We start from the raw sequence: 25,875 nt of genomic DNA on the forward strand, positions 1-25,875 counted from the left end.
TTCCTGATGATGATCTTCACGCTTATCTGCGTTCATCTTTGTCGTGTTAAGCGTAATGTAGCACCATCAAATTGACACCTTCTGTAAGGATATCACCATGACTTCTTCACGTATGCCAGCACTGTTTTTAGGCCACGGTAGCCCAATGAACGTTCTGGAAGACAACGTCTACACCCGCACGTGGCGTCACCTGGGCGAGATGTTGCCGCGTCCGAAGGCGATTGTGGTGGTGTCTGCACATTGGTTCACCCGTGGCACTGGCGTAACTGCCATGGAGGCGCCAAAAACAATCCATGATTTTGGCGGTTTCCCGCAGGCGTTGTACGACACGCATTATCCGGCCCCCGGCTCGCCCGAGCTGGCACAGAAGCTGGTGAATTTGCTGGCACCTGTCCCGATCGCGCTGGATAAAGAGGCATGGGGCTTTGACCACGGCTCATGGGGCGTGCTTATAAAAATGTACCCGGACGCCGACATCCCGATGGTGCAGTTGAGTATCGACAGCACTAAACCGGCAGCCTGGCACATGGAGATGGGCCGCAAGCTGGCTACGCTTCGTGATGAAGGCATTATGCTGGTGGCAAGCGGTAACGTGGTACACAACCTGCGCACGGCGCGCTGGCACGGTGAAAATACGCCTTACCCATGGGCAACGTCCTTTAACGATTACGTCAAAGACAATCTGACCTGGCAAGGCCCGGTTGAGCAGCATCCGCTGGTGAACTATCTGGATCACGAAGGCGGTTCGCTCTCTAACCCAACGCCGGAACACTTCCTGCCGCTACTGTACGTTCTTGGCGCGTGGGATGGTCAGGAACCGGTGACGATCCCGGTCGACGGTATTGAGATGGGGAGTTTGAGTATGCTGTCGGTGCAGGTGGGGTAAAAAACATGCCGGGTGGCGGCTTCGCCTTACCCGGCCTACATCTCGCGTGTAGGCCCGGTAAGCGTAGCGCCACCGGGCAAGCCTTATTCGACGAAGATGTGCGGATAGAACCGTGACAGATCCTGCGTGATCAGCGCGCGATCTTCGCGGATGCCAATCCCGGCAGGCTGATCGTTGATGAGCCAGCTGCCAATCAGCGTATAGCTGTCGCCAAATTTCGGCAGCTGATAAAACGCCTGGACGATCATTCCTTCTTCGCCGTAAGGCCCTTCAACCGCTTCCAGCGTTTTACCGTTTTCGATAATGGAGACGTTTGCCCCCTCGCGGGAGAAAATTGGCTTCACGACATATTTTTCCATTTGCGGATAATCATCTTCCGCAAAGTATGCTGGCAGCAGGTTCGGGTGGTTCGGGAACATTTCCCACAGCAACGGCAGCAGGGCTTTGTTGGAGATGATGCTCTTCCACGCCGGTTCCAGCCAGCGCACGCCAGCGTCTTCCAGCTTGGTGGAGAACATCTCACGCAACATATATTCCCACGGGTAGAGCTTGAACAGGTTGCTGATCACTTGATCCTGCAGGTCAGTAAACTGACCTTTCTCGCCCAGACCGATATCCTCTATATAGAGAAACTCGGTGGCGACTTCCGCTTCGGCAGCACAATCCTGCAGATACTGAACCGTTCCACGATCTTCTTCCGTGTCACGGCAGCAGGCGAGATGCAGCAGGTTGAAACCGTGCTGTTCACGCAGCTCGGCGAAACGCTCAATCAACTTTTCCTGCAGGCTATTGAACTGGTCGCTCTCTTCCGGCAAGTTTCCGGCGTTCATCTGGTCTTCCAGCCAGATCCACTGGAAGAAGGCCGCTTCATACAGAGAGGTTGGTGTATCGGCGTTATTTTCCAGAAGCTTAGGTTCACCCACGCCATCCCACGCCAGATCAAGGCGAGAATAGAGCGAGGGCTGGCTGGTTTTCCACGACTGGCGCACAAAGCTCCAGGTGTGCTTCGGAATGCGGAATTTAGCCATCAGCTCGTCGCTGTCGATCACTTTCTCGACAACCTTCAGGCACATCTGATGGAGCTCTGCCGTCACCGCCTCCAGTTTTTCCACCTGGGCGAGCGTCAGTTTGTAGTAAGCGTCTTCACACCAGTACGGCTCGCCATACATGGTGTGGAAGTTAAAACCGTATTCGGTCGCTTTTTCGCGCCAGTCCGGGCGCTCGGTGATACTGACTCGTTCCATGATCAGCCGCCCATTGAGCGAGTTGACGTACCCGTCGCGCTGCGCTGCATGCTGGTCTGTTTCGCCACAGATTCACCGAACCCGCCGCGGGTGATGGTGCTGGTGGTAGCCGGTTTCGGAGCCATCGCCGTTTTCGGTACGGTCACGGTGCGGCCAGGCGTTGCTGCGCCATAGCCTTTGCCGCTGGCATCGGTGTATTGGCCGTAGGCCGGGCTGGCCGGGTTTTTCGAGCTAAACAGCGGCTGCTGCTGGTAACCCGCCCCGCCGCCCATCAGGCGGCCCATCATATAGCCGGCCATCAGTGGCATCCAGAAGCTACCGCTGGACTGAGCCTGCGCCTGATTTTCTGGCGCCGTTCCCGCCTGAGCCGGTGTCTGTTGACACTGGCCTTCACCGAACTCTGCCACGCAGTCTTCGCGTGTGGCATATTTCGGTGCGGTACGTTCCGCTTCTTTCAGGGCGTTGTTATAGGCGGTCTTACATTCTGCCGCGTTACCGGTTGCGGCTGAACAGTCTTCCGCATTTTGATACAGAGAGACCGTTTCATCGCTTTTCTCACAGCCTGCCAGCATAAAGACAGCGGTGACCGCCAGCGCAACAGGGGTAAGGTGACGCGCGTTCCAGCTTTTGCGGAACGAAGCGTGATTTATGGATTTTGTCCGTTTCATATTTGTCTTCCAGGACCCAGTGGTTATAACGCTCAGGATAGAGGATGAGTGGTTGAAAATGAAGCGAAGAGGGTCGGAATCAGGGGGATCTTTACGTTGGCTTACGTTCGGATGTGATTCAGATGCTCCCTCTCCCTGTGGGAGAGGGCTGGGGTGAGAGCATCAGGCCGCAGTGGGCCTGATGACACTCTTAGTGACGGAACGGATTGCTGCCGGTGTTGGTACGCGCAGCCGCTGGCTGTGCAGCAGGCGCGCTGCTGTTAGCGTTGAAGTTATCAACCGCAGCAACCTGCTCCGGGTTCTCCGGTGCCACGCTGTCCGGCGAGGTTGAGACCGGTTTACCCAGCGCATTGTTCAGCGCCAGCAGGTCCTGCTCGTTCAGCGTACCCAGCGCCTGCTTGATGTTCAGCTGGTTAATCAGGTACTGGTAACGTGCGCTGGAGAGTTGCTGTTTCGCGTTATACAGCGTGGTGGTCGCGTCCAGCACGTCAACAATCGTACGGGTACCGACGGAGTAACCGGCTTCCATTGCATCCAGGGAGCTTTGGGCAGACACAACGGCTTGTTTATACGCGTTGATGCTGCTGATAGAAGCGTTCACGTTGTTGAACGACGAACGCACGGTCTGCACCACGTTGCGGTGGGCGCTTTCCAGCTGCTCGCTTGCGCCAACAAAGTTGTACTGCGCCTGTTTCACCTGAGAATTCACCAAACCGCCCTGATACAGCGGCAGTGAGAAGCTCAGGCCGACTTTGTTCTGGCCCTGGTTGCTGTCGTCATACTGGGCGGTGTTGGTTTTAGAACCGCTGTAGCTGGTATCAGACACGCCGGTGGAGGCGCTCAGGCTCAGGGTTGGCAGGTGGCCATCCTGCGCCTGTCGAATCTGCTCGCGGGCCAGGTCCTGGCTCAGACGCGCCTGCAGTAAGGTCAGGTTGCGGTTTTCCGCTTCTTTCAGCAGGGCATTCACCGCCTGCGGCTTATCGGTCTTGAAGTTATCTACGTTCAGGGAGGCCAGTTCTGGATAGTAATTACCGGTGACCTGACGCAGAGATTCCAGCGCGTTGTCGAGGTTGTTACGCGCGGTCACTTCGTTGGCCAGTACGCTGTCGTACTGTGAACGGGCGTTCTGCACGTCAGTGATGGCGACCAGGCCCACGTTGAAACGCTGGGTGGTTTGATCTAACTGACGGTAAATTGCCTGTTTCTGCGCTTCAGTATAGGAGAGCGAGTCAATCGCGCTCAGCACGTTGAAGTACGCAGTCGCCGTGTTCAGGATCAGCGTTTGCTGGTCAGTCTGATAGGTCACATCCTGGATACCCGCGCTCTTTTCCTGCAGGGTCAGTGCGCGCCATTTGGACATATCAAACAGCGTCTGTGTTAATTGCAGTGAGGCGCTGGTAGCATTGGAGTTAACGCCGTTAGCGTCGCGGAAACCGTTGCTGTAGGTATAATCTGCACCTAAACCTAACTGCGGCAGCAGTGGGCTACGCGCTTCGTTAATCTTTTCAAACGCAGCATCACGATCGGCCGCTGATTTACGTAAATCAGGGTTGCCCAGACGTGCCTGCTGGTAGACCTGTAACAGGTTTTCCGCCTGGCTCATTGCACTGAAGCCCGTCAGGCTCAGGCCGATAAGGATGGGGAGCAATTTCTTCATTTGCATTCCTTGTTGTGAAGCAGTATTAGCGCTGATCTAATTAAAAATAATTGCCGATTCTAACAGAATCATCCACACCAAAAGGTTGGCGTAATGTGCCATGTGGCGTTAATTTGCACCAATCTACCATATAGCCTTACAAACGGCAGCCAAACAGCCTTGAAATTCATAATTTCATCACCATTGCTACCAGGACTCGACTCATGCAAAAACCAGATAAGTTGCCCGTGACATTCGCCAAAAACGATGTAGAAATTATTGCACGAGAAACGCTTTATAGCGGTTTTTTTTCAATGGAACTTTACCGTTTCAGGCATCGCCTGTTTAACGGTGAGATGAGCGGCGAAATCAGGCGCGAAATTTTTGAGCGCGGGCATGCAGCAGTCTTGCTACCCTTTGACCCAGTGCGTGATGAAGTCGTACTGGTTGAGCAGATTCGCATCGCGGCGTATGACGTCAGTGAAAGCCCGTGGTTGCTGGAGATGGTCGCCGGCATGATCGAAGAGGGCGAGTCGGTTGAAGACGTTGCCCGCCGCGAGGCGCTGGAAGAGGCGGGGCTGATCGTTGGCCGCACAAAACCGGTGCTCAGCTATCTGGCCAGTCCGGGAGGCACCAGCGAGCGCTTGTCCATCATGGTGGGCGAAGTGGACGCCACGACCGCGGATGGGATCCACGGTCTGGCAGATGAAAACGAAGATATTCGGGTTCATGTGGTGAGTCGGGAGCAGGCTTACCAGTGGGTAGAAGAGGGGAAAATCGACAACGCAGCGTCTGTCATCGCCCTGCAATGGCTGCAACTGCATTATCAGACATTACGAAACGAGTGGAAAAAATGAAGCGTTATACACCTGACTTCCCAGAAATGATGCGCCTGTGCGAAACCAATTTCGCACAATTGCGCCGCCTGCTGCCGAGAAACGACGCACCCGGCGAAACGGTAAGCTATCAGGTGAGCAACGCGCAGTATCGATTAACGATAACAGAATCAACGCGCTACACTACGCTGGTGGAAATCGAACAAACGGCACCCAGCATTAGCTACTGGAGCCTGCCGTCAATGACGGTGCGGCTCTACCACGACGCGATGGTCGCTGAAGTGTGTTCAAGTCAGCAGATCTTTCGTTTTAAAGCGCGGTATGATTACCCGAATAAAAAGTTGCATCAACGCGACGAAAAGCATCAAATTAACCAGTTTTTAGCCGACTGGCTAAGATATTGTTTAGCACATGGAGCAATGGCGATTCCGGTTTGTTAGCGTCATAAACCTACCTAAGGACACCATTTGGAAAGCCTGTTGAACCTGACTGTTGCTGGTGGGGCACCAGTCAGGATATTACAAATCACCGATACTCACCTTTTTGCCGAAAAGCATGAAACGCTGCTGGGGGTGAACACCTGGGAGAGTTATCAGGCTGTACTTAGCGCTATTCACGCTGAAAATCGTGCCTGCGATCTGATCGTTGCAACGGGCGATCTGGCGCAGGATCAATCCTCCGCGGCCTACCAGCATTTTGCTGAAGGCATCGCGAGCTTTAGCGTGCCGTGCGTCTGGCTTCCGGGCAACCACGACTTTCAGCCTGCGATGTATAGCTCTCTTCAGGAGGCGGGGATCTCTCCGGCGAAGTGTGTGTTTGCCGGTGAGCATTGGCAGATCCTGCTGCTCGACAGCCAGGTGTTTGGCGTCCCGCACGGTGAGTTAAGCGAGTTTCAGCTCGACTGGCTGGAGACCAAACTGGCCGCCGAACCGGCGCGACATACGCTGCTTTTGCTTCATCATCATCCGCTTCCGGCGGGCTGTAGCTGGCTCGATCAACACAGCCTGCGCAATTCTGCCGCCCTGGATAGCGTGCTGGCGAAATTCCCACGCGTGAAGAATCTGCTGTGCGGACACATTCATCAGGAACAGGATCTCGACTGGAATGGCCGCCGTCTGCTGGCGACGCCGTCGACCTGCGTTCAGTTTAAGCCGCACTGCGCGAACTTTACCCTGGATACCATCGCGCCGGGCTGGCGCTGGCTGGAACTGCATGCGGATGGTTCACTGACCACGGAAGTCTGCCGTCTGGCAGGCGCGCAATTCCGCCCCGATACCGCTTCAGAAGGCTATTGATGTCTACGCTCCTCTACCTGCATGGGTTCAACAGCTCGCCGCGATCTGCCAAAGCGACACAGTTACGCCAGTGGCTGAGCGAGCATCATCCGCACGTTGAGATGATTATCCCGCAGCTGCCGCCTTATCCGGCAGAGGCGGCGGAGATGCTGGAATCCATTGTTCTGGAACACGGCGGCGAATCTTTCGGCGTGGTGGGTTCCTCGCTGGGAGGGTATTACGCCACATGGCTCTCGCAATGCTTTATGCTGCCCGCCGTTGTGGTTAACCCGGCGGTTCGACCGTTTGAGCTGCTGCGGGACTTTCTTGGCGAAAACGAGAACCCCTACACCGGCCAACAATATGTGCTAGAGTCACGCCATATTTACGATCTCAAAGTTATGCAGGTCGACCCGCTTGAAGCACCGGACCTGATCTGGCTGCTGCAACAAACGGGTGATGAAGTGCTGGATTACCGCCAGGCAGTGGCGTATTACGCCTCCTGCCGCCAGACTATAGAAGAGGGCGGAAACCATGCTTTCACGGGCTTTGAAGATCATTTCACCCAGATTGTCGATTTTCTTGGACTGCACAGCCTCTGACAATCAATGCGAATTGCTAGTTTAAATCATGACGCAAACCTATAACGCTGATGCCATTGAGGTACTCACCGGGCTTGAGCCGGTTCGCCGCCGCCCGGGGATGTACACCGATACGACGCGCCCAAACCATCTGGGCCAGGAAGTTATTGATAACAGTGTCGACGAAGCGCTGGCAGGCCATGCCAAACGCGTCGACGTTATCCTGCATGCCGATCAGTCGCTGGAAGTTATCGACGACGGTCGCGGCATGCCGGTGGATATCCACCCGGAAGAGGGCGTACCGGCCGTTGAGCTGATCCTCTGCCGACTGCATGCGGGCGGTAAGTTCTCCAACAAGAACTACCAGTTCTCCGGTGGTTTGCACGGTGTGGGGATCTCCGTGGTTAACGCCCTGTCTAAGCGCGTGGAAGTGAACGTTCGCCGCGACGGCCAGGTGTATAACATCGCGTTTGAAAACGGCGAGAAAGTGCAGGATCTGCAGGTTGTCGGCACGTGCGGTAAACGCAACACCGGCACCAGCGTCCACTTCTGGCCTGACGAAAGCTTCTTCGACAGCCCACGTTTCTCCGTTTCTCGCCTGACGCACCTGCTGAAAGCTAAAGCGGTGCTGTGCCCTGGCGTGGAAATCACGTTTAAAGATAACGTCAACAATACCGAGCAGAGCTGGTGCTATGCCGACGGCCTGAACGACTACCTGTGCGAAGCGGTAAACGGCCTGCCGACGCTGCCGGAAAAACCGTTCGTCGGTAATTTCACCGGTGACACCGAAGCGGTGGACTGGGCGCTGCTGTGGCTGCCGGAAGGCGGTGAGCTGCTGACCGAAAGTTACGTCAACCTGATCCCAACCATGCTCGGCGGTACGCACGTTAACGGGCTGCGTCAGGGTCTGCTGGATGCGATGCGTGAATTCTGCGAATACCGCAACATTCTGCCGCGCGGCGTGAAGCTGTCGGCGGAAGATATCTGGGATCGCTGCGCCTACGTGCTTTCCGTTAAGATGCAGGATCCGCAGTTTGCCGGGCAAACCAAAGAGCGTCTCTCCTCGCGTCAGTGCGCGGCCTTTGTTTCCGGCGTGGTCAAAGATGCCTTCACTCTGTGGCTGAATCAGAACGTTCAGGCTGCAGAGATGCTGGCGGAAATGGCGATCTCCAGCGCGCAGCGTCGTCTGCGTGCGGCGAAGAAAGTGGTGCGTAAAAAGCTCACCAGCGGCCCTGCGCTGCCGGGCAAGCTGGCGGACTGTACCGCGCAGGATCTTAACCGTACCGAGCTGTTCCTGGTGGAAGGGGACTCGGCAGGCGGATCGGCCAAGCAGGCGCGCGACCGTGAATACCAGGCGATCATGCCGCTTAAAGGTAAGATCCTGAATACATGGGAAGTCTCGTCTGATGAAGTGCTGGCCTCGCAGGAAGTGCATGATATCTCTGTTGCGATCGGTATCGATCCGGACAGCGAAGATCTTAGCCAGCTGCGCTACGGCAAGATCTGTATCCTCGCAGATGCGGACTCCGATGGTCTGCACATCGCCACGCTGTTGTGCGCACTGTTCGTGAAGCACTTCCGCACGCTGGTGAAAAACGGCCACGTCTACGTCGCGCTGCCGCCGCTCTACCGTATCGATCTCGGCAAAGAGGTGTACTACGCGCTGACGGAAGAAGAGAAAGCGGGCGTGCTGGAGCAGCTCAAGCGCAAGAAGGGCAAACCAAACGTTCAGCGCTTTAAAGGGCTGGGCGAGATGAACCCAATGCAGCTGCGCGAAACCACGCTGGATCCTAACACCCGTCGTCTGGTTCAACTGACCATCAGCGATGAAGACGAACAGCAAACCAACGCCATGATGGATATGCTGCTGGCCAAAAAACGCTCGGAAGACCGACGCAACTGGCTGCAGGAGAAAGGCGATATGGCGGATATTGAGGCCTGATGCCTCAGCCATAGCAATCGTAGGCCCGGTAAGCGCTAGCGCCACCGGGCTTTTTTACATCAAAACGCCATCTTCACCGTAAACTGCACTTCGCGCGGGTCGCCAATCTGGTTGCCCAGGTTGTTGGTCGCAATGGACGAGGTGTAGTAGGTTTTATCAAACAGGTTCTTCACGTTCACCTGCAGCGTCACCGGATACTTCAGCTTCATTTTGTAGGCCACAAAGGCATCGGCAACAAAGTATCCCGGCAAATAATAATCCGCACCGTTGGTCGCTGAACGACGGCTCACGCCGTGCCCACCGCCGCCAAGCGTCAGGGTATTCCCGCCGATCGCGTTATGAATGTCGTAAGTCAGGAACAGAGAACCGGTATGACGCGGCACGTTCGGCAGGGGCTTACCCGCGTAGTCTGGATCCTCCAGCACTTTGGCGTCGGTGTAGCCGTAGCTGGCGATAATATTGGTATTCTCAGTCAGCGATCCGGCAAGATCCACCTCCACACCCTGCGAGCGTACGCGGCCAGCGGTTTTGGCGATGGTTTCACCCCCCACGCTTTCGTTGTACAGCACGTTGCGCTTGTGAATATCAAACAGCGCAATGTTGGCGGTAATGCCATCGAACAGGTCAAATTTAGCCCCCACTTCGTAAGCATTAGACGTTTCCGGCGGCAGGTCACCAATGTAGCTCGCAATGGACGATTGCGGCATAAACGTCTGGGAATAGTTAGCAAACAGCGAGACGGATGGCGTGAGCTTGTAGACCAGCCCCAGCTTCGGCGTCCACTGTTCGTCGCGGCTGTCGGTATTCACATTGAACGGGCGACCCTTGCCCGCATACTGGGTGTAATACTGGTAACGCAGCCCGGCAACGGCAATCCACTTATCGGTGAGATACAGGGCGTCCTGCGCGTAGGCGGAGTAGCTTTCCTGTTTGAGCGTCTGGTCGCTATCAGCGGCGGAGACGGTGGTGCATTTGCTGAGATTGCCGTAGGTCGGATGGTAGATGTTGAAATCTTTAACGTTCTTACAGCGCATCATGTCCGTACGCAGCAGATCGTAATTCTCATACGACACACCGGTCAGGATCTCATTGTAAAAGCCCGCGATATCCACGTTCCCCTGCAGATCCGCACGCGTACTGTGCATACGCTGAGTCGAGCCCTGGGTTGCATCCACGCGGCGGGTCAGGTTACCCGTTTTGGCGTCATAGGCCATCACGCGCGCCTGGTTATCATTGTATTTATCCTGGCTAAAGCTGTAGTCAAACTTTGCGGTCCACTGGCTGTTAAGACGGTATTCGGCGTTCAGCTGCGCCAGATCGGACTGCCCGTCGGTAACGTTAAACGGCTCGTCAAAGCGGGTTTTACGATCTACGTTTACCGGCTGTTTGGTGCTGAGATCGAAAATGGTTCCTCGATCGAACGGCGTCTTATAGTCGCGATGTGAATAGAGCACGGTCACGGTGGCATCATCACCAAACCAGGTCAACGACGGGGCGATAAAGGTGCTGCGCTCGTTGCCAAAATTACGCCAGTAATCTTCATCCTGATACTCGCCCGTCAGGCGATACGCCAGCCGCGTGCCGTCAATCGGGCCGGTGACATCAACCTGCCCGGTGCCGCCGCCAAAGCTTGAGGAGGTAGCGGAAATTGAGCCGCCGAAGCGGGTTTCCGGGCGTTTGGTAACCACGTTGATCAGGCCGCCAGGATCGAGAATGCCATACAGCGTTGAGGCCGGCCCTTTCAGCACCTCCACGCGCTCGGTCGCGGCATTAAAGCTGCGCGGCAGCACCGTGCGCAGGCCGTTGGTCATTATTGACCCGTCGCGGTTCGCGCCAAATCCCCGGCGCACAAACGCATCCTGCGTACCGCCCAGGGTATTGGTTTGCACCACGTTGCTGACGTTATAAAGGGCTTCATCAAGCGAAGTAGCGTGCTGATCTTCCAGCACTTTATCACTGACGGTATTCACCACCTGCGGAATATCCAGCATCGGCATGTTGGTTAGCGTGGCGGTGGAGGTGTTAAGCGGCTGATAGCCGTTTGTGGCCTCAGCCACGGCATGGGGATCGGCGGTGACGGTCAGCGTTTCGCCGTCGTTAGCCGTTGCGGTGTCGGCCGCCTGCACCAGCTGTGCCATAAACAGCAGTGAAAAGAGCGCGCGCCCTTTTACCCCAGAGAGAGAAGGTGTGAACGTAGCCATTACATCTGTTTTCCCAAAAGATCCCGCGCATGAAGGGCGCGGAAGAATGTATGAGTCATTGCCCTTAATTGTCTGCTCGTTAGCCGTGTGGCATCGAACATGTAATTGAGAATCATTCAATCATGCGGCAATGTAGTAGTAAATGGAAAAAAGCAAAAAGCGGCTACAGCCTGAAACCTCCCGTCTTGATATAAGTGAATTGCATATAATTCATTGAAAAAGCTTAAATAAAAAATAAAAGCGCCGCTGTAGTACCTGTTATTTAACCCTGGCTTTATCAGGGTGTTTATCCCCTTGACTACTACATGGCGCAGCGGCAAACTTTCAAAAGAGAATGAGTTTTATTTTTATTTGTTCGATTTTTTATTAAGTTGGCATTCACGTGGCGCACAACACCCATAAACCGGGGCTGGTTCTGGAGAACCTCTCCGCGGGCTATCAGAAAAAAATCATCGTCGATGATATCTCCCTTGCGATCCCCCGGCAGAAAATGACCGTGCTGGTAGGGGCGAACGGCTGTGGAAAATCCACGCTGCTGAGCACTATCGCGCGTCTGCTGCAGCCGCTTGGCGGGGCCGCACTGCTTGATGGCAAAGCCATTCACGAGCAACCAACCAGAGCGGTAGCCTGTCAGCTGGGGATCCTGCCGCAATCTCCGCTGCTGCCGGAAGGGCTGACGGTGTTTGAGCTGGTATCACGCGGCCGTTTTCCCTGGCAAAATTTTATGCGCCAGTGGAGCGATGAAGACGAGCAGGCCGTTGAAGAGGCTCTGCACCTGACCGGTACGGCAGAGTTTGCACATCAGCCCGTCGAAAGCCTCTCCGGCGGCCAGCGCCAGCGCTGCTGGATCGCAATGGCCCTGGCCCAGCAAACGCCCTATATCCTGCTGGATGAACCGACAACCTTTCTCGATCTCCGCTATCAGGTGGAGATCCTCGAGCTGCTGCATACCCTGACCCGCCAGCATGGCCGTACGGTGGTGGTGGTGCTCCACGATCTCAACTTCGCCGTCAACTATGGCGATTCCCTGGTCTTTTTACGCCAGGGCAAAGTCGAGGGGGTATTGCATGAAGGCGACGTCTGCATGCCGGAACTCATCAAAGCGGTGTTTGATGTCGATGTCCATATGTCGGTTAATCCGCTGACCGGTAAGCCGTTCTTTATGCCATTCCGCCAGGCGGCGGAAAAATCATGATGCGAACGTCACTGGCTTTCCTGCTGTTTGCCTTGCTGCTGGTGATGGGCGCGATTGCCCATCTGGGTATCGGTGCGCGTGTCATTGCTCCCCAGACGGTGGTGCAGGCCTTGCTTCATTTCGACCCGCGCAATTTCGATCACAACGTGATTGTCAGATTACGCCTGATACGGCTGGCTGCCGCCATGGTCACCGGGGCGGCGCTGGGCGTGGCGGGCGTGTTGTTACAGTCGGTGATCCGTAACCCGCTGGGCGAGCCGCATATTCTGGGGCTTAACGCGGGGGCGGCGCTGGCCGTGGTGCTGACCAGCGCGCTTGGGTTTACCTTGCCGTTTGGCCGCCCGCTGATTGCTGCTGTCGGTGCCGCCGCGCTGTTTATGCTGGTGCTGACGTTCTCCTCTTCAGGGCGAACCGGCCTCACGCCGATGAAAATTACCTTATGCGGCGTGGCGATGTCGGCGTTTGCGTCGTCGATTACCGCCACGGTGCTGATTCTGGATGAACAGACGCTGCTTGCCATGCGCACCTGGCTGGCGGGAGATCTTGCCGGGCTTAACGCGGAGATCGTTCGCAGCGCATCCTGGGTTGCCGCTGTGGGGTTCGCTCTGGCGCTCTGGCTGTCGCCATCGCTCAATATGCTGGCCCTGGGCGACCGGATGGCGCAGGGGCTGGGCGTGTCGCTGCTCAAAACTCGCCTTTTGGCTCTGCTGGCGATTGCGCTGCTTTGCGGCGCAGCCGTCTCCATTGCCGGGCCGATTGGTTTTATTGGCCTGGTCGTGCCACAGCTTATCCGCCGTCTGGTGTCGGTGGACTTACGCGTGATGGTGCCGTTTTCTGCCCTGTGCGGGGCACTGGTGTTACTGCTGGCGGATATCGCGGCCCGTACGCTGTTTACGCCGTATGAGCTGGCCACCGGGATCATGACCGCGCTGGTGGGTGCTCCTCTCTTTATCCTGATGGCATCAAGGATGTTCAAATGAGCCGGGCCGGACTGCGTGCATGGCGTGTCGGGCCGTTTTCCGGGCAGGTACGCCCGGCGGCAGTGGCGCGCGTTACGCTTATCGCTCTAATGGGCATTCTCCTGCTGGGGTTTGGCCTGACGCACGGTTCGCTTCCCATTCCCACTTCCGCCATCGGGCGCGCGCTGTTCTCCGGAGAACCCCTGGAGGCCGATGCGCGCTATATCGTGATGGATATCCGCCTGCCACGGCTGCTGATGGCCATTTTAAGCGGCGCGATGCTGGGCATGGCGGGAGCGGCGATGCAGTCCATCACCCGCAATGGCCTGGCCGATCCGGGGCTTATTGGTGTGAAAGAGGGCTGCAGCGCGGCGGTGCTGCTGCTGATTTTTCAGTTCCCTGCGCTGGGGCTGGCCTGGCGTCCGCTGGTCGGGATGGCCGGTGGTCTCATTACCGCGCTGCTGGTGGTGGCGCTGGCCCGCGATATCTCGCGTCCGCGTTTTATTCTGATTGGGATTGGCGTGTCATGGGCTTTCTCTGCGGCAATGGGGATCTTTATGACCACCGCCGACGTGCGCGATGTGCAGACGGCGATGCTGTGGCTGGCGGGGAGCCTGCACGCGGCAAACTGGACGCTGGTCGGTATCGCCGCAGCCTGGGCGGCCCCGGCGTTTGCGCTGCTGCTCTTTACTGCCCGCGCGGCTGACGTGGCATTGCTGGGTAACCACGCCGCAACGGGGCTCGGGGTTCGCACCGCACGATTAGCGCTACTGCGCGTTCTCGCGCCGGTGGTGTTAACGGCGGCCTGTGTCTCCTGCGTGGGGAGTATTGGTTTTGTGGGGCTGATTGCGCCGCATATGGCGCGTCTGGTGATGCGCGGTGGGCAAACCGCGTTGTTGATGGGCAGTGCCGTGCTGGGGGCGCTGCTGGTGCTGCTGGCGGATACCGTCGGGCGGCTGGCATTCCTGCCGTTGCAGTTACCGGCGGGGATTGTGATTTCACTGATTGGCGGACCGTTTTTCCTGCTGCTGCTCTGGCAGCGTCGGGACAGATTTTAGAGGACTATGATGCGCGTACTTGTTTCGATGCTGTTGCTGATAGGGTTTGCGGTGGGTGCGGCAGAGCCGACGCAGACGTTCACTGACGATCTCGGGCGTAAGGTGGAGGTGCCGCTTCACCCGAAGCGGATCGTCTCGCTGCACGACCTGGATATCACCATTCCACTGATTGAGCTTGGCGTACCGCCCGTCGCCAGCCATGGCCGCACGCGCCCGGACGGCAGCCATTTTCTGCGCGCCAGCGGCATGCTGACGGGGGTGGATTTCGATAATTCCGAAATCAAATTCATCGGCACGGCGGATATCGACATTGAAGCCATTGCCGCCGCCAAACCCGATCTGATCATCACCGAGCCGACCCGCAACACGCCGGTGGAACAGCTGGAGAAGATTGCCCCGACGGTGAGTATCGACCATCTCGACGGCGGTGCACCGGAGATCTACCGCAAGCTGGCGCAGCTCACCGGTACGCAGGCGCGGCTGAAAATCCTGGAGCGCCGCTATCAGGAACAAATCAAGGCGCTGAAGGCGACCATCGATACGCGCAAAATCACCGTGTCGGTGATTCAGGCTAACCAGGGAAAAATCAATGCCATGCACAGCTACCACTCTTTAGGCCGCGTGCTGCGTGACGCCGGATTTACCTTCCCGCCGCTGATTGAGAGTATCCCGGAAGGGGGACGGATTGACGTCAGCGCCGAACGTCTGCCGGAGCTGGACGCCGATTTTGTCTTTGCCACCTGGCGCGGCGACACCGGGGGTAAACCGCAGGACGAGCTGGCGGCGATGGAGGCGGTGATGCCGGGCTGGTGCCAGTTCCTGAACGCCTGTCGGACCGGCCACTACGTGCTGATTTCACGCGAAGAGGCCATTTCGAACTCCTTCGCCTCTTTAGGGCTGATGGCCGCGCAGGTACAGTCGCAGATTGCCGGGCGGCCATTGCCGGAGGTATCACCGTGATCCGTAAAGAGAAAGGGCGTGTGGATGTTTACGGGGAGCGCTTTCGCGCACGTGCACATCATCTGACGCCGCGTCTGCTGCAGGTGGCGCGCTACATCAACGAGAACCGGGAAGCGGTGATGGAGCAGACGGCAATGGAAATCGCCACGCTGCTAAAAACCTCGGACGCCACCGTGGTCCGCGCGATCCAGGCGCTGGGTTTTGCCGGGCTGCGCGATCTGAAGCAGACGCTGGAGCAGTGGTTTGGTCCGGTGGTGACATCCAGCGAAAAGATCTCCTCAACGGTCAACACGCTCACCAGCGACGTTAACGCGAGCATCGATTTTGTGCTGGAAGGGCATCAGCACACCTGTGAGGTCTTGTCGCAACCGCACAACCGCTATGCGATGGCGCAGGCGGTGTCGCTGCTGGCACAGGCCAGGCAGGTGGCGATCTTCGGCATTGGTGCCTCCGGTATTCTGGCCGAGTACACCGCCAGATTATTCAGCCGGATGGGGCTCCCCGCCATGCCGCTCAACCGCACCGGGATAGGCCTTGCCGAACAGCTGATTGCGCTCCAGCGCGGCGATGTGCTGGTGATGATGGCGCAAAAATCTGCACACCGAGAAGGACAAACCACGTTGCGGGAAGCCAAACGTCTGGGGATCCCGACGATTTTGCTGACCAACGCCCTGGACTCACGTTTCAGCAAAGAGGCCAGCGTGGTGATCCATGTGCCGCGCGGCGGAGAAAAGGGCAAAATCCCGCTGCACGGTACGGTGCTGCTGTGCCTGGAGATGATTATTTTGTCCGTCGCCTCCACCGAGCCGCAGCGCACCATCAAATCCATGAAGCGCATCAACGAGTTTCATCGTGGGTTAAAGCCGGGGAAGAAGAGCGGTTAAAGCATGCCGGGCGCTCACGCCGTTCATCGGTCAGCATGGTTCTTCCGGTACTGCAACGGCGTCTCGCCAATTCCCTTCTTAAACGCGCTGATAAACCACGTCACGTCGGAAAATCCCACCTGGGTGGCAATCTCGCGTACGCTCGCCTCGCTGTGCAGCAGGCGTTCGCAGGCCTTGCGCAGCCTTAGCGTATTCAGATATTCATGGATCTTCTCGCCCGTTTCCGCATGGAATTTTCGCGATACGTAGCTGCGGGATTTCCCCAGCGTTTCTGCCAGTGCGTCCAGGCGAAATTTCTCCTGGTAATGTTCGTCCAGCCAGAACATCACCTGGCTGGCGAGCCCAAGGCTACTGCCCGGCGCACGGGCATTATCGTCCGGGAGCATGGCGAATAAACCAATCAACAGCGCGGCTATTCCCTCGCGGGTTAAAGGCGACGGGTAACAGCCGAGCAGATGATCGACATGGTGATGGCAGTGCGCCAGATCGGCAACCCACGCTCCGGCGCCGCGGGCAGAAAGTTTCTGCAGCCGCTGCTGCGTGTGGGGAAAATCGCGCAGGGCTGTGAGCACCGCGTGAGGGTCGAGATGAATAATGGTACGTCGGTAAATCGCTTCTGCCTGCTCATCCACCCTCACTTTATGCAGGGTAAACGGCGGAAAGAAAAACAGCCGCCCGGGGCGCATGGTGTAGTGACGGTTATCGACAATGGCGACGCCAAATCCTTCTTCCACATACAGAATCTCCAGACACTGATGCCAGTGATGGTAACGCACGGTATTGGCAAACAGACGGCTGAATGACACGACGGTGTCATTTAAGGTGATCAGTTCCAGCCGGTCGGAGGTGGGCGTGTCGCGCATAGTGCAATAAAACTCAATTTTCTGCCGTTATCTTCACGTTATAAACCACCTTTTTAAATTTTCTCAACTGGAGGTTTATTTAGCCTTCACGGCTGTGACGTGGCTAACATTTATCCCCCTTGCGGATTCACTATCCTTCGTCGCAGTTGATGACGAGGGCGAGCGTATGTCTAAAAAATCAAATCCATTGTCTTCGCGCCAGGAGGTGGTGGCGTCGTTACATGACCTGCTGGGCGCGCTGGATAAGTCCTTTCCGCAGGATTGTTCCCGGTTCTCGCTGGGAGAAACCTGTGCGCATTACCCCACGGAGATTGCGCAGATGGAAGGGCTATCCCGTGCGCTGTGGGGGCTGTTTCCGCTGATGGCGGGCGGCGGGGACGAGCCGTTTAGTGAGAAGTACCTGACCGCCATTAAGCTCGGCACCGATCCGCAGAGCCCGGGCTATTGGGGGGAAACCGGCCCGTACGACCAGCGTCTGGTGGAGATGGCGGCTTACGGCCTGGGGCTGGCGCTGCTGGGGGATAAGCTCACCCGCCGCTTCAGTCAACGTGAGGTAATGAACCTGCACGCGTGGCTCAACCAGATCACAGATGCGCAGATGCCGGACAGCAACTGGAACTACTTTGCGATTATGGTGCAGCTTGGTTTCAAATGTGCCGGGCTGCCGTATGATCCGCGCGCCATCGACCGTCGGTTTGCGATGATGGAGGCGTATTATCTGGGTGATGGCTGGTATTCTGACGGTCCGGGCCGCCCGAAGGATTACTACATCTCAATGGCGTTCCACTTCTACGGCCTGATTTATGCCACCCTCAGCGGTGATGAAAAAAGGGCGGAGGTGTTACGTGAGCGTGCCCGTCAGTTTGCCGAAGATTTTATTTACTGGTCTGCCGCCGACGGCGCGTCGGTACCGTTTGGCCGGAGCCTTACCTATCGCTTCGCGATGGTCGCTTTCTGGAGCGCCGTGGCCTTTTCCGGGCTGAATGTCTTCTCGCCGGGCATCGTGAAGGGCATTGTGCTGCGCCATCTTCGCTGGTGGCAGCGGCAGCCGATGACCGATCGCGACGGTATTTTGACCCTCGGTTTTACTTATCCCAACCTGGTGATGTGCGAGGATTATAACGCCCCCGGCTCACCGTACTGGGCGCTGAAAACGTACCTGATTCTGGCCTTGCCGGAGTCACACCCGTTCTGGCAGGCAGAAGAGCAGCCGCTCCCCTCGCTGGCGGAAAAACGTGTGATCCACCCAGCGCAGCACATCCTGATGCATGCGGATAACTCACAGCACGTCACGATGCTCACTGCCGGTCAGCTTGAGCTGAATAACTACGTCAACACCGAAGCCAAATACACCAAATTTGCGTACTCAAGCCGCTTTGGCTTCACCCTCGAACGGGGGCGCTTTGGCCTGAAACATGCCGCCTGCGACTCGATGTTACTGCTGGCGGAGGGGGATAACTACTTCCGCGGGCGTCGTGAATGCGCGGAGGTGCGGGTGGATGAGAACTACCTCTATTCACGCTGGTCACCCTGGCATGATGTCCATGTCGAAACCTGGCAAATTCCCTTTGGCGAGTGGCACGTGCGTCTGCACCGCATTAACAGCGCTCGCACCCTTCAGGCAGTGGAGGGCGGTTTTGCGGTGATGAAAACCGAACACCACATTCATGAGCGTGGCTGTTACCTGACGGCCAGCAACGGCAGCAGCGTGATTGTCGATCTCTCCCCGGCCATTGCCCGGGAGCCAGACAGCATCGTCACGCCGCCGAACAGCAACATTATGTTCCCGGAATGCGCATCCATTCCGCTGTTAAAAACCGATCTCCCTCAGGGAGAGAGCTGGCTCTGTTGCGCCGTCGTGGCCAGCGAGAAACCCCCCGCGGCATTGGCACCTGAACTGAAGATGACCCCTGACCAGGTCGCGATCCGCGAACCCGGAGGCGAACGTAAGCTGTCGTTCACATTATAAAAAATCTGACCCTACACGTCGGCGAGGATGATATGAAAAGTGCATCTACAACGAACAGAACCGAATATTACAAAATCAGCAGCTTTATATTTCTCTATTTCTTTACCTGGTCCGCCAGTATTGGGCTATTAGCCATCTGGCTCGGCCAAAAGGCGAATCTCAGCGGCTCGGTAATTGGCACTGTCTTTGCGGTCAACGGTGTCTTCTCAGTCATTCTTAAACCGATCTACGGCTATATTCTCGATAAGATCGGCATGAGTAAATACCTGCTCTATTTTGTGGTTGCCATGTCCGCACTGATGGCGCCGTTCTTTATTTATGTTTATCAGCCGCTGCTGATGTCCAATACTCTGGTGGGGATTATCATTGGCGCGCTCTATTTAAGCTTTGCCTGGTACGCGGGCGTGGCGGCGTGTGAATCCTATTCTGACCGCTTTAGCCGTTTAAACGGTATGGAGTTCGGGCAAATTCGCATGTGGGGATCGCTTGGCTGGGCCGTGGCGTCCTCGTTCTCCGGTCTGCTGTTTAATCTCTCACCGGCGTATAACTTTATTCTGGGCAGCGTCGCATCCATCATCATGCTGATCGTTCTTGTGAGCCTGAAAGTGAACACTAACTCCGCTCACGCCAGCGAGGTGCTGACCAAAGAGAAAATCGCCCCTGCGGATGTCTATGCCCTGCTGCGTAACCGCAAGTTCTGGGCGTTCTGCCTGTATGTGGCGGGCGTGGCGTGGATGATGTTTATTGCCGAGCAGCAGTTCTCACGCTATTTCGTCACGTTCTTTGATGATATTCACCAGGGTAACGCGGTGTTCGGTTATCTGGGAACCGTACAGTCGGGTATGGAATTTGTGATGTATATGGTGATCCCGCTGTTGGTGAATAGTATTGGTGCCAAGCGTGGACTGTTAATTGTCGGGCTGGTGGTCGGTGCACGACTGATTATTTCCGGCCTGTGCGATTCCCATCTGTTAATTTCCGTACTGAAACCGCTATATGGCCTGGAAATATGTCTGCTGCTGGTATCGGTCTTTAAATATATTGCTGAGCATTTCGATAAACGCGTTAACGCCACCATGTATCTGCTGGGCTATCAGGCCATGCTCTACGTGGGCAACGTGGTTGTCTCTTCGCCTGCCGGCTATCTGTATGACCGCATCGGCTTTGAGCACACCTATATCATTATGGGAGCCACGGCGCTGACCTTTACGTTTATCTCTGCCTTTACGTTATCCGCCTGCCAGAGCAAATGGCGCGGTACCCGCTCGCTGAACGCAGCAGAACCCTCATCCCGGTAATTTAAAGGACCCGAAACATGTTAAGTCGTATCAAAGAGGAACACCTGCAGGCTATTCCTGTCCCCGTTGAATCGCGGACATTACGTGATGAACTCAGCTCTGCCCGCAGCCACGTGCTTGAGCTGATTAGCCGTCATTTGGTGGCGTTTGGTGACCGATTCCCGGCAGAAACCTGCCAGAACGGGGTTTATCCGCTGACGGAGAATGTGGAGTGGACCACCAGCTTCTGGACCGGTCAGCTATGGCTGGCGTGGGAGATGAGCGGTGAGACAACGTTCCGCGAGATGGCTGAAAAACACGTGCGCTCGTTTGGCCTGCGCATCGCCGGGCGTAATGATACCAACACTCATGATTTGGGGTTCCTGTATACGCTCTCCTGCGTGGCGGCCTGGCGACTGACCGGCAACCGCGAGGCGCCCGGGTTCGCCCTGCTGGCGGCTGAAGCCCTGCTGGAGCGCTTTCACCCGAAGGCGAAGATTATTCAGGCCTGGGGCGATCTGTCAGACCCGGAGCAGGCCGGGCGGATGATTATCGACTGCAACATGAATCTGCCGCTGCTCTACTGGGCGACGGAACAAACCGGCGACGCGCGCTTTGCTGACGCCGCAAAAGCCCACGTGATGCAGGCCGCCAGGTACCTGATTCGTGAAGATGCCTCGACGTTCCACACCTACTACATGGATGTGGTTACCGGCGCGCCTCGTTACGGCAACACGCAGCAAGGATACGCGGACGACTCCTGCTGGTCCCGCGGGCAGGCGTGGGGGATCTACGGTTTTATGCTGAGCTATCTCTATACCGGCGATAAGACGATGATTGCGCTGTCAAAACGCCTGGCAAACTACTTTCTTAATCGTCTGCCGGAGGATAATGTCTGCCACTGGGATCTGGCGCTGCTGGGGACAGATGCACTGCGGGATTCCTCCTCGGCGGCCATTGCCGTCTGCGGGCTGCTGGAACTGGTAAAACAGTTGCCGGTCACGGATCCGGATCGTGAACGTTATCTGGACTGGGCTAAAGGGATTATGTCGTCACTGACAAAGCACTATCTGATGGGCAAAGACGAGAAGGGGAACGGGCTGCTTAAGCACGCTGTCTATCACCTGGCGAGCAACAAAGGCGTGGATGAGTGTGCGAGCTGGGGCGATTACTTCTACGTTGAGGCGCTGGTGCGGTTCACCCAGAGCTGGAAGCCGTACTGGTAAAAGGTCGGGGGCACGCCCCCGACGTGTGGGTTACGCCTTAGGAATACGCAGCGTCTGGCCGGGATAAATCTTGTCCGGGCTGGAGAGCATCGGGCGGTTCGCTTCAAAAATCTTGTTGTACTGGTTGGCATCCCCGTACACGGTTTTGGAGATGGCGCTGAGGGTGTCGCCTGATTTCACCGTATAGTAGGTGGCTTCATCTTTGGCATCAGTGGCGGTGATGTTGTTTTCCACCTCGCTGACGCCCGCAATATTGCCGACGGCGACCTGGATTTTTTCTTTCTGCTCTTGGGTCAGCCCGTCGCCCGTTACGCTGGCTTTACCGTCGGTAACGTTGACCTGCACTTTATCCGCGCCGGGAATGTTGAGTTTCTTGAGGTGCTCGGTGATTTTGTCGCTCTGGCCTTTATGATCGGTCAGGTTGTCCCACAGCTTTTCGCCTGCTTCTTTTACGAAGTTAAAAAGTCCCATTCCTTCCTCCTGTTAATCATGAAGTCAGAATAAGCATAGCAGGTCAGAGAGATTTCCCTCTCCGAAAGGAGAGGGAAGGCAGGTTTTATACCCCTTGCTCCAGAATACGGATGTGGGTTTCCAGCACGTCACCTTTTACCGCATCGCTCCACGCTTTCATGTGTGCGGTCTGCAGGTGCGCTTCGAGATGCGCCACGGTTTCCCACTGCTCAACCATGATGATGGAGTCCGGCGCGGTGGCCTGGAAGCTGGCGCTGGTTGCGGCGTCAACCATCGGCGCATAGCCGTGGCAGCCTTCTTCTTGCAGGACGGTTGGGATAATTTTCGCGAACTGATCCAGCACCGCCTGGCGGTGATGTTGGCCAGGACGGGTACGGATTTCAGCAATAACGGTAAGCATAATTAACTCCTTCTAATTCCAGGTTACCAGTTAAGCAAAAATTTCAGCCAGATGCTTGCGATATTCTGCGATATAGCGCGGGACGTCAGGCATTTTAATCACGTCGTTGACGATAAAGGTCGGCAGCGGGTCCATGCCGAGGAACTGGTTAGCCTTGTGGAACGGCAGGTATGCGCCGTCTACCCCTACGCCTTCAAAGAACTGATCTTTATCGGTGAACGCGTCCAGCGGGGCGTTCCAGGTCAGGGAGAGCATATATTTCTTACCCTGAATCAGGCCGCCTGAACCATATTTTTTAGACGCGTCGGAACGGGTACGGCCGTCGCTGGCATACAGTGAACCGTGGCCCTCAGTGAACACGTCATCCATGTATTTTTTCACGGTCCACGGTGCGCCCATCCACCAGCCCGGCATTTGCCAGATAACCACGTCAGCCCACAGGAAGTTCTGCACTTCGGCTTTCACGTCGTAATGGCTGTCTGCGCGCACAACCTTAACATCATGCCCGGCGTCGCGCAGGAAGCCGTCCGCGACCTCGGTCAGGGTGTCATTCAATTGGCCTTTAGAGTGGGCGAATTCTTTCGCACCGTTGATAATCAGAATGTTGCTCATTATTTGTCCTCGTCGATGAGAGTATGGCGAGTATTCTACGCGCGAGGGCGATACGGTAAAATGAGCAAAATGTGCAAAGTCTTTTGCGTTAAATGCAATAATCCCTTACCAGCACACCTTTACGTCAACGCCGCCTTCCGCAGCATTATCCAGTGAAACATGCATACCGTGCAGGGCAGCAATGCGTTTTACAATCGATAATCCCAGCCCGCTGCCCGTGGCATCCTGGCCGGGTGGACGATAAAAACGCTCGCCAATACGGGCCAACGCCTCGGGGGCGATCCCTGGCCCGTTGTCGCGTATGGAGAAGCAACGGGCGTCCAGCGTAACCTCAACCACGCTGCCGCGCGGGCTGTAACGAACGGCGTTATCCAGCAGGTTACGCACCAGCAGGCTCAACAGCAGCGGTTGACCCGTGCGTTCAGCCTGCGGGGCGTTGATGTTCAGGCGAAGGTCGATACCCGCCTGCTGCGCCGGATGCCAGATGTCCAGAACCGCTGATTGCAGTAAATCGGCCATCTTTATCGGTTCGACATCGTCGAGATTTTCCAGAGAATCCAGACGCGAGAGAGTGAGGAGTTGATCCACCAGCCGGGATGCCCGGTCGATCCCCGCGTGGAGCTGCGAGAGCGCTTTTTCCTGCGCCTGCGGGTCGTCCAGAGAGAGTTGCGCCACGTCGGTTTGCACCTTCAGGGCCGCCAGCGGGCTACGTAATTCGTGGGCGGCATCGGAGGTAAAGCGGCGCTCGCGGCTCATCATCTCCTGGGTTCGGGTAAAGAGGTGGTTCAGGGAGTCCAGAAGGGGGCGTACTTCTGATGGCACGCCCTGTGTCGGCAGGGTGTCGGTGGCATCCGGCGAGCGCAGGCGCAACGTCTGCGCCAGTTTTTTCAATGGCTTAAGCTCCCGGCTCAGCAGGACAATCAGCAACAGCAGCATCACCGGTAGCGCCACCAGCCACGGCGTCAGCTGCGAGCTGACCACATCCAGCGCCATCTCCTGCCGGTATTCCCACTCCTGACCGACCACCACGCGGTACTTCCCGTCCGGCGAGGACAGCCATAAGAAACGCCAGTCATCGTTGTCGTCTTTGAGCCTGCCGTCATCAAACCCATCGCGGCGATAGTGATACGGGATGTCGCGGCCGTTTTCCCCGTCATTGAGGATCATCGTGCCGTCGGTAGCGTAAATGGCGAAGGCCAGAGCATCGTCGTCCAGGCGACCGTGCTTCACTTTTTTGGGGATCTCGCGCATCCGCTCCGGAGCGCGTATTTCATCCAGATCCATCGTCAGCAGCCGTTTAGCAAACAGCATCTGTTGGGTATCAAACAGCTTATCGAGCTTGTGGGTCGTCTGCTGCCAGGCGACAAGGCTTGCGGCAAACCAGGCCGTCAGCGACAGCAGCAGAAAAAGAAGCGTCAGACGGAGTTTCAGGCTCAGTTTCATGCGTCACCCAGGGTATAGCCGATGCCATGAACCGTGCGGATAAACTCGCTGCCCAGCTTACGCCGCAGATGATGGACGTGAACTTCCACGGCGTTACTGGAGACGTCATCGTCCCACGTATAGAGCTTCTCTTCGATCGCTTTACGCGGCAGGACGCGGCCCGCATTGCGCATCAGTAACTCCAGCAGGGCGAACTCTTTGGGCTTGAGGGCCAGCGTTTCCCCCTCCAGCGTGGCGACCAGGCTTGTCGGGTCGAGCGTCACTTTGCCGTGACGCAGTTCGCTGCGCGTCTGACCGTGGCTGCGACGCACCAGCGCCTCAAGGCGGGCGGCCACTTCGATCAGTGCGAAGGGTTTGCAGAGGTAATCATCGGCCCCCAGGCGTAACCCCTCGACGCGCTGATTCAGCGCATCCCGCGCGGTCAGGATAAGCACCGGCTCGCTGCGCCCGCTTTCGCGCCAGGCGCGCAGGATCGCCAGACCGTCGATCTCCGGTAGCGTCAGGTCAAGCACCACCGCATCGTAAGGGGCAGAACAGAGCGCCGCCTGGCCGGTTTTTCCGTCGGTGAACCAGTCCACGATGAAGCCCATTTTGCTTAAGCCCGCTTTGATGCCATCACCAATCAGCTTGTCGTCTTCTACCAGTAATATGCGCATATCCCCTCCTTGATGGCGTCAGTAAACCCTCTGGATCCGCCTGCTGTACAGTAAAAAAATATAAATTTTCCCCTTAAGAAGTTGTTAAGGATTACCCTGTTTAATGGATTGCGACACCACATTAAAGGGAGAGATGAATATGAAAAAATTCGCTGCAATGGCTGCTATCATGATGATGACCACCGCACCGGTCTTCGCTGCTCAGGGCGGTTTTACGGGCCCATCAGCTACCCAACCCCAGACTCAGACGCAGGCAGGCGGTTTTGTTGATAACAACGCCAACCTGACAACGGCCGCGAAAGTCAAAGACCTGAAGGACGACGCCTGGGTGAAGCTGCGCGGGAACATCACCGAACGCCTGTCCGATGACCGCTACACCTTCCGCGACGAGACCGGCACGGTGGTGGTTGAGATTGATCATAAGCGCTGGAACGGTGTGACCGTGTCCCCGCAAGATAAAGTCGAGCTGCAGGGTAAGGTCGATAAAGACTGGAACGAATTTGAAATCGACGTGAAGCAGGTTATCAAGCTGACGAAATAACCCAGAAAGGGCCGCTTATCCGGCCCTTTTTCTTTGTGACTCAACTCGCCAGATAGGGTAGTATCTGCGGCAATATTGCCTGAAACCCATCGG

At 56.7% G+C, this 25,875-nt stretch carries 25 protein-coding genes; 15 read left to right on the forward strand and 10 right to left on the reverse strand.

The genetic code is table 11. From position 1 onward, the window contains the following. Positions 1–97 precede the first annotated feature (97 nt). On the forward strand, positions 98–886 hold the full coding sequence (ygiD, locus tag VF709_RS19690; protein WP_149896639.1) for a 4,5-DOPA dioxygenase extradiol: 789 nt from the start codon (positions 98–100) through the stop codon (positions 884–886). Positions 887–969: 83 nt separating this feature from the next. Here the strand turns inward: ygiD and VF709_RS19695 are convergent, their stop codons facing one another. The 3 genes from VF709_RS19695 to tolC all read right to left on the reverse strand — a co-directional run bounded on the left by VF709_RS19695 (position 970) and on the right by tolC (position 4,455). Next, positions 970–2,130: a glutathionylspermidine synthase family protein gene (locus tag VF709_RS19695; protein ID WP_149896638.1), complete on the reverse strand. Its 1,161-nt coding sequence runs from the start codon at positions 2,128–2,130 to the stop codon at positions 970–972. A 2-nt stretch (positions 2,131–2,132) separates the two neighbouring features. After that, positions 2,133–2,798 carry a DUF1190 family protein gene (locus VF709_RS19700; protein WP_013098745.1) on the reverse strand — a complete coding sequence of 222 codons (666 nt, stop codon included), beginning with the start codon at positions 2,796–2,798 and terminating at the stop codon, positions 2,133–2,135. 190 nt (positions 2,799–2,988) lie between these two features. Further along, positions 2,989–4,455 carry an outer membrane channel protein TolC gene (tolC, locus tag VF709_RS19705; protein WP_020689478.1) on the reverse strand — a complete coding sequence of 489 codons (1,467 nt, stop codon included), beginning with the start codon at positions 4,453–4,455 and terminating at the stop codon, positions 2,989–2,991. Between the two features lie 203 nt (positions 4,456–4,658). On the opposite strand from tolC, the gene nudF reads away from it, so the two are divergent. The 5 genes from nudF to parE are packed head-to-tail and all read left to right on the forward strand — an operon-like array spanning position 4,659 to position 9,067. Beyond that, the gene (nudF, locus tag VF709_RS19710) at positions 4,659–5,291 is read left to right on the forward strand and encodes an ADP-ribose diphosphatase (RefSeq protein ID WP_013098743.1); all 633 of its coding nucleotides are present in this window, start codon (positions 4,659–4,661) and stop codon (positions 5,289–5,291) included. Next, positions 5,288–5,710 carry a DUF1249 family protein gene (locus VF709_RS19715; RefSeq protein ID WP_003862516.1) on the forward strand — a complete coding sequence of 141 codons (423 nt, stop codon included), beginning with the start codon at positions 5,288–5,290 and terminating at the stop codon, positions 5,708–5,710. The genes nudF and VF709_RS19715 overlap by 4 nt, the downstream gene beginning before the upstream one ends. Before the next feature lie 27 nt (positions 5,711–5,737). Beyond that, a complete protein-coding gene (gene cpdA / locus VF709_RS19720) occupies positions 5,738–6,565 on the forward strand; it encodes a 3',5'-cyclic-AMP phosphodiesterase (protein WP_038420598.1) in 828 nt (275 codons plus the stop codon). Continuing rightward, the gene (yqiA, locus tag VF709_RS19725) at positions 6,565–7,146 is read left to right on the forward strand and encodes an esterase YqiA (RefSeq protein ID WP_014833291.1); all 582 of its coding nucleotides are present in this window, start codon (positions 6,565–6,567) and stop codon (positions 7,144–7,146) included. Before cpdA ends, yqiA begins: the two co-directional genes overlap by 1 nt. 28 nt (positions 7,147–7,174) lie before the next feature. Next, positions 7,175–9,067 (forward strand): DNA topoisomerase IV subunit B, encoded by a 1,893-nt coding sequence (parE, locus tag VF709_RS19730; RefSeq protein ID WP_013098740.1) that lies wholly within the window; start codon positions 7,175–7,177, stop codon positions 9,065–9,067. Positions 9,068–9,126: 59 nt separating this feature from the next. On the opposite strand, the gene VF709_RS19735 is transcribed toward parE, so the two are convergent. Continuing rightward, on the reverse strand, positions 9,127–11,268 hold the full coding sequence (locus tag VF709_RS19735) for a TonB-dependent siderophore receptor (protein WP_149896637.1): 2,142 nt from the start codon (positions 11,266–11,268) through the stop codon (positions 9,127–9,129). 382 nt (positions 11,269–11,650) lie between these two features. On the opposite strand from VF709_RS19735, the gene VF709_RS19740 reads away from it, so the two are divergent. From VF709_RS19740 to VF709_RS19760, 5 genes are read left to right on the forward strand one after another with little or no spacing between them, the layout of a single operon-like run. Next, positions 11,651–12,463, forward strand: a complete 813-nt coding sequence (locus VF709_RS19740) for an ABC transporter ATP-binding protein (RefSeq protein WP_149896636.1) — start codon at positions 11,651–11,653, stop codon at positions 12,461–12,463. Then, the gene (locus VF709_RS19745; RefSeq protein WP_045293711.1) at positions 12,460–13,443 is read left to right on the forward strand and encodes a FecCD family ABC transporter permease; all 984 of its coding nucleotides are present in this window, start codon (positions 12,460–12,462) and stop codon (positions 13,441–13,443) included. The genes VF709_RS19740 and VF709_RS19745 overlap by 4 nt, the downstream gene beginning before the upstream one ends. Continuing rightward, complete coding sequence (locus tag VF709_RS19750; RefSeq protein ID WP_038983471.1) at positions 13,440–14,480, forward strand: FecCD family ABC transporter permease; 1,041 nt, start codon at positions 13,440–13,442, stop codon at positions 14,478–14,480. The genes VF709_RS19745 and VF709_RS19750 overlap by 4 nt, the downstream gene beginning before the upstream one ends. A 9-nt stretch (positions 14,481–14,489) precedes the next feature. Further along, positions 14,490–15,440, forward strand: coding sequence for an iron-siderophore ABC transporter substrate-binding protein (locus tag VF709_RS19755; RefSeq protein WP_100168092.1), 951 nt, complete (start codon positions 14,490–14,492; stop codon positions 15,438–15,440). After that, on the forward strand, positions 15,437–16,324 hold the full coding sequence (locus VF709_RS19760) for a MurR/RpiR family transcriptional regulator (protein WP_013098734.1): 888 nt from the start codon (positions 15,437–15,439) through the stop codon (positions 16,322–16,324). Before VF709_RS19755 ends, VF709_RS19760 begins: the two co-directional genes overlap by 4 nt. A gap of 23 nt (positions 16,325–16,347) precedes the next feature. Here the strand turns inward: VF709_RS19760 and VF709_RS19765 are convergent, their stop codons facing one another. Further along, positions 16,348–17,187 carry a helix-turn-helix transcriptional regulator gene (locus tag VF709_RS19765; RefSeq protein ID WP_038420590.1) on the reverse strand — a complete coding sequence of 280 codons (840 nt, stop codon included), beginning with the start codon at positions 17,185–17,187 and terminating at the stop codon, positions 16,348–16,350. 166 nt (positions 17,188–17,353) lie between these two features. Here VF709_RS19765 and VF709_RS19770 point away from each other — a divergent pair, with 166 nt between their 5' ends. Genes VF709_RS19770 through VF709_RS19780 form a run of 3 tightly spaced genes read left to right on the forward strand, consistent with a single transcriptional unit; the run spans position 17,354 to position 21,659 of the window. Next, entirely contained in the window at positions 17,354–19,156 is a 1,803-nt protein-coding gene (locus VF709_RS19770) for a DUF2264 domain-containing protein (protein WP_038420588.1), read from the forward strand. Positions 19,157–19,188: 32 nt separating this feature from the next. Further along, the gene (locus VF709_RS19775) at positions 19,189–20,454 is read left to right on the forward strand and encodes an oligosaccharide MFS transporter (RefSeq protein WP_029883029.1); all 1,266 of its coding nucleotides are present in this window, start codon (positions 19,189–19,191) and stop codon (positions 20,452–20,454) included. A 17-nt stretch (positions 20,455–20,471) separates the two neighbouring features. Beyond that, a complete protein-coding gene (locus VF709_RS19780) occupies positions 20,472–21,659 on the forward strand; it encodes a glycoside hydrolase family 88 protein (protein WP_440232197.1) in 1,188 nt (395 codons plus the stop codon). A 30-nt stretch (positions 21,660–21,689) separates the two neighbouring features. On the opposite strand, the gene lysM is transcribed toward VF709_RS19780, so the two are convergent. The 5 genes from lysM to qseB form a co-directional block, all read right to left on the reverse strand. Then, complete coding sequence (gene lysM, locus VF709_RS19785; protein WP_013098729.1) at positions 21,690–22,130, reverse strand: peptidoglycan-binding protein LysM; 441 nt, start codon at positions 22,128–22,130, stop codon at positions 21,690–21,692. An 85-nt stretch (positions 22,131–22,215) separates the two neighbouring features. After that, on the reverse strand, positions 22,216–22,530 hold the full coding sequence (locus tag VF709_RS19790) for a putative quinol monooxygenase (protein ID WP_020689491.1): 315 nt from the start codon (positions 22,528–22,530) through the stop codon (positions 22,216–22,218). A 30-nt stretch (positions 22,531–22,560) separates the two neighbouring features. Further along, positions 22,561–23,142 (reverse strand): NAD(P)H-dependent oxidoreductase, encoded by a 582-nt coding sequence (locus tag VF709_RS19795; protein WP_013098727.1) that lies wholly within the window; start codon positions 23,140–23,142, stop codon positions 22,561–22,563. Between the two features lie 105 nt (positions 23,143–23,247). Then, on the reverse strand, positions 23,248–24,585 hold the full coding sequence (gene qseC, locus VF709_RS19800; protein WP_013098726.1) for a quorum sensing histidine kinase QseC: 1,338 nt from the start codon (positions 24,583–24,585) through the stop codon (positions 23,248–23,250). Continuing rightward, the gene (gene qseB, locus VF709_RS19805; RefSeq protein ID WP_149896635.1) at positions 24,582–25,241 is read right to left on the reverse strand and encodes a quorum sensing response regulator transcription factor QseB; all 660 of its coding nucleotides are present in this window, start codon (positions 25,239–25,241) and stop codon (positions 24,582–24,584) included. Before qseB ends, qseC begins: the two co-directional genes overlap by 4 nt. A 139-nt stretch (positions 25,242–25,380) precedes the next feature. On the opposite strand from qseB, the gene VF709_RS19810 reads away from it, so the two are divergent. Further along, on the forward strand, positions 25,381–25,782 hold the full coding sequence (locus VF709_RS19810) for a YgiW/YdeI family stress tolerance OB fold protein (RefSeq protein ID WP_020689494.1): 402 nt from the start codon (positions 25,381–25,383) through the stop codon (positions 25,780–25,782). Positions 25,783–25,875: the final 93 nt, after the last annotated feature.

The organism is Enterobacter sp. Lyrl_3, assembly GCF_051948675.1.
Classification (GTDB): Bacteria; Pseudomonadota; Gammaproteobacteria; order Enterobacterales; family Enterobacteriaceae; genus Enterobacter; species Enterobacter cloacae.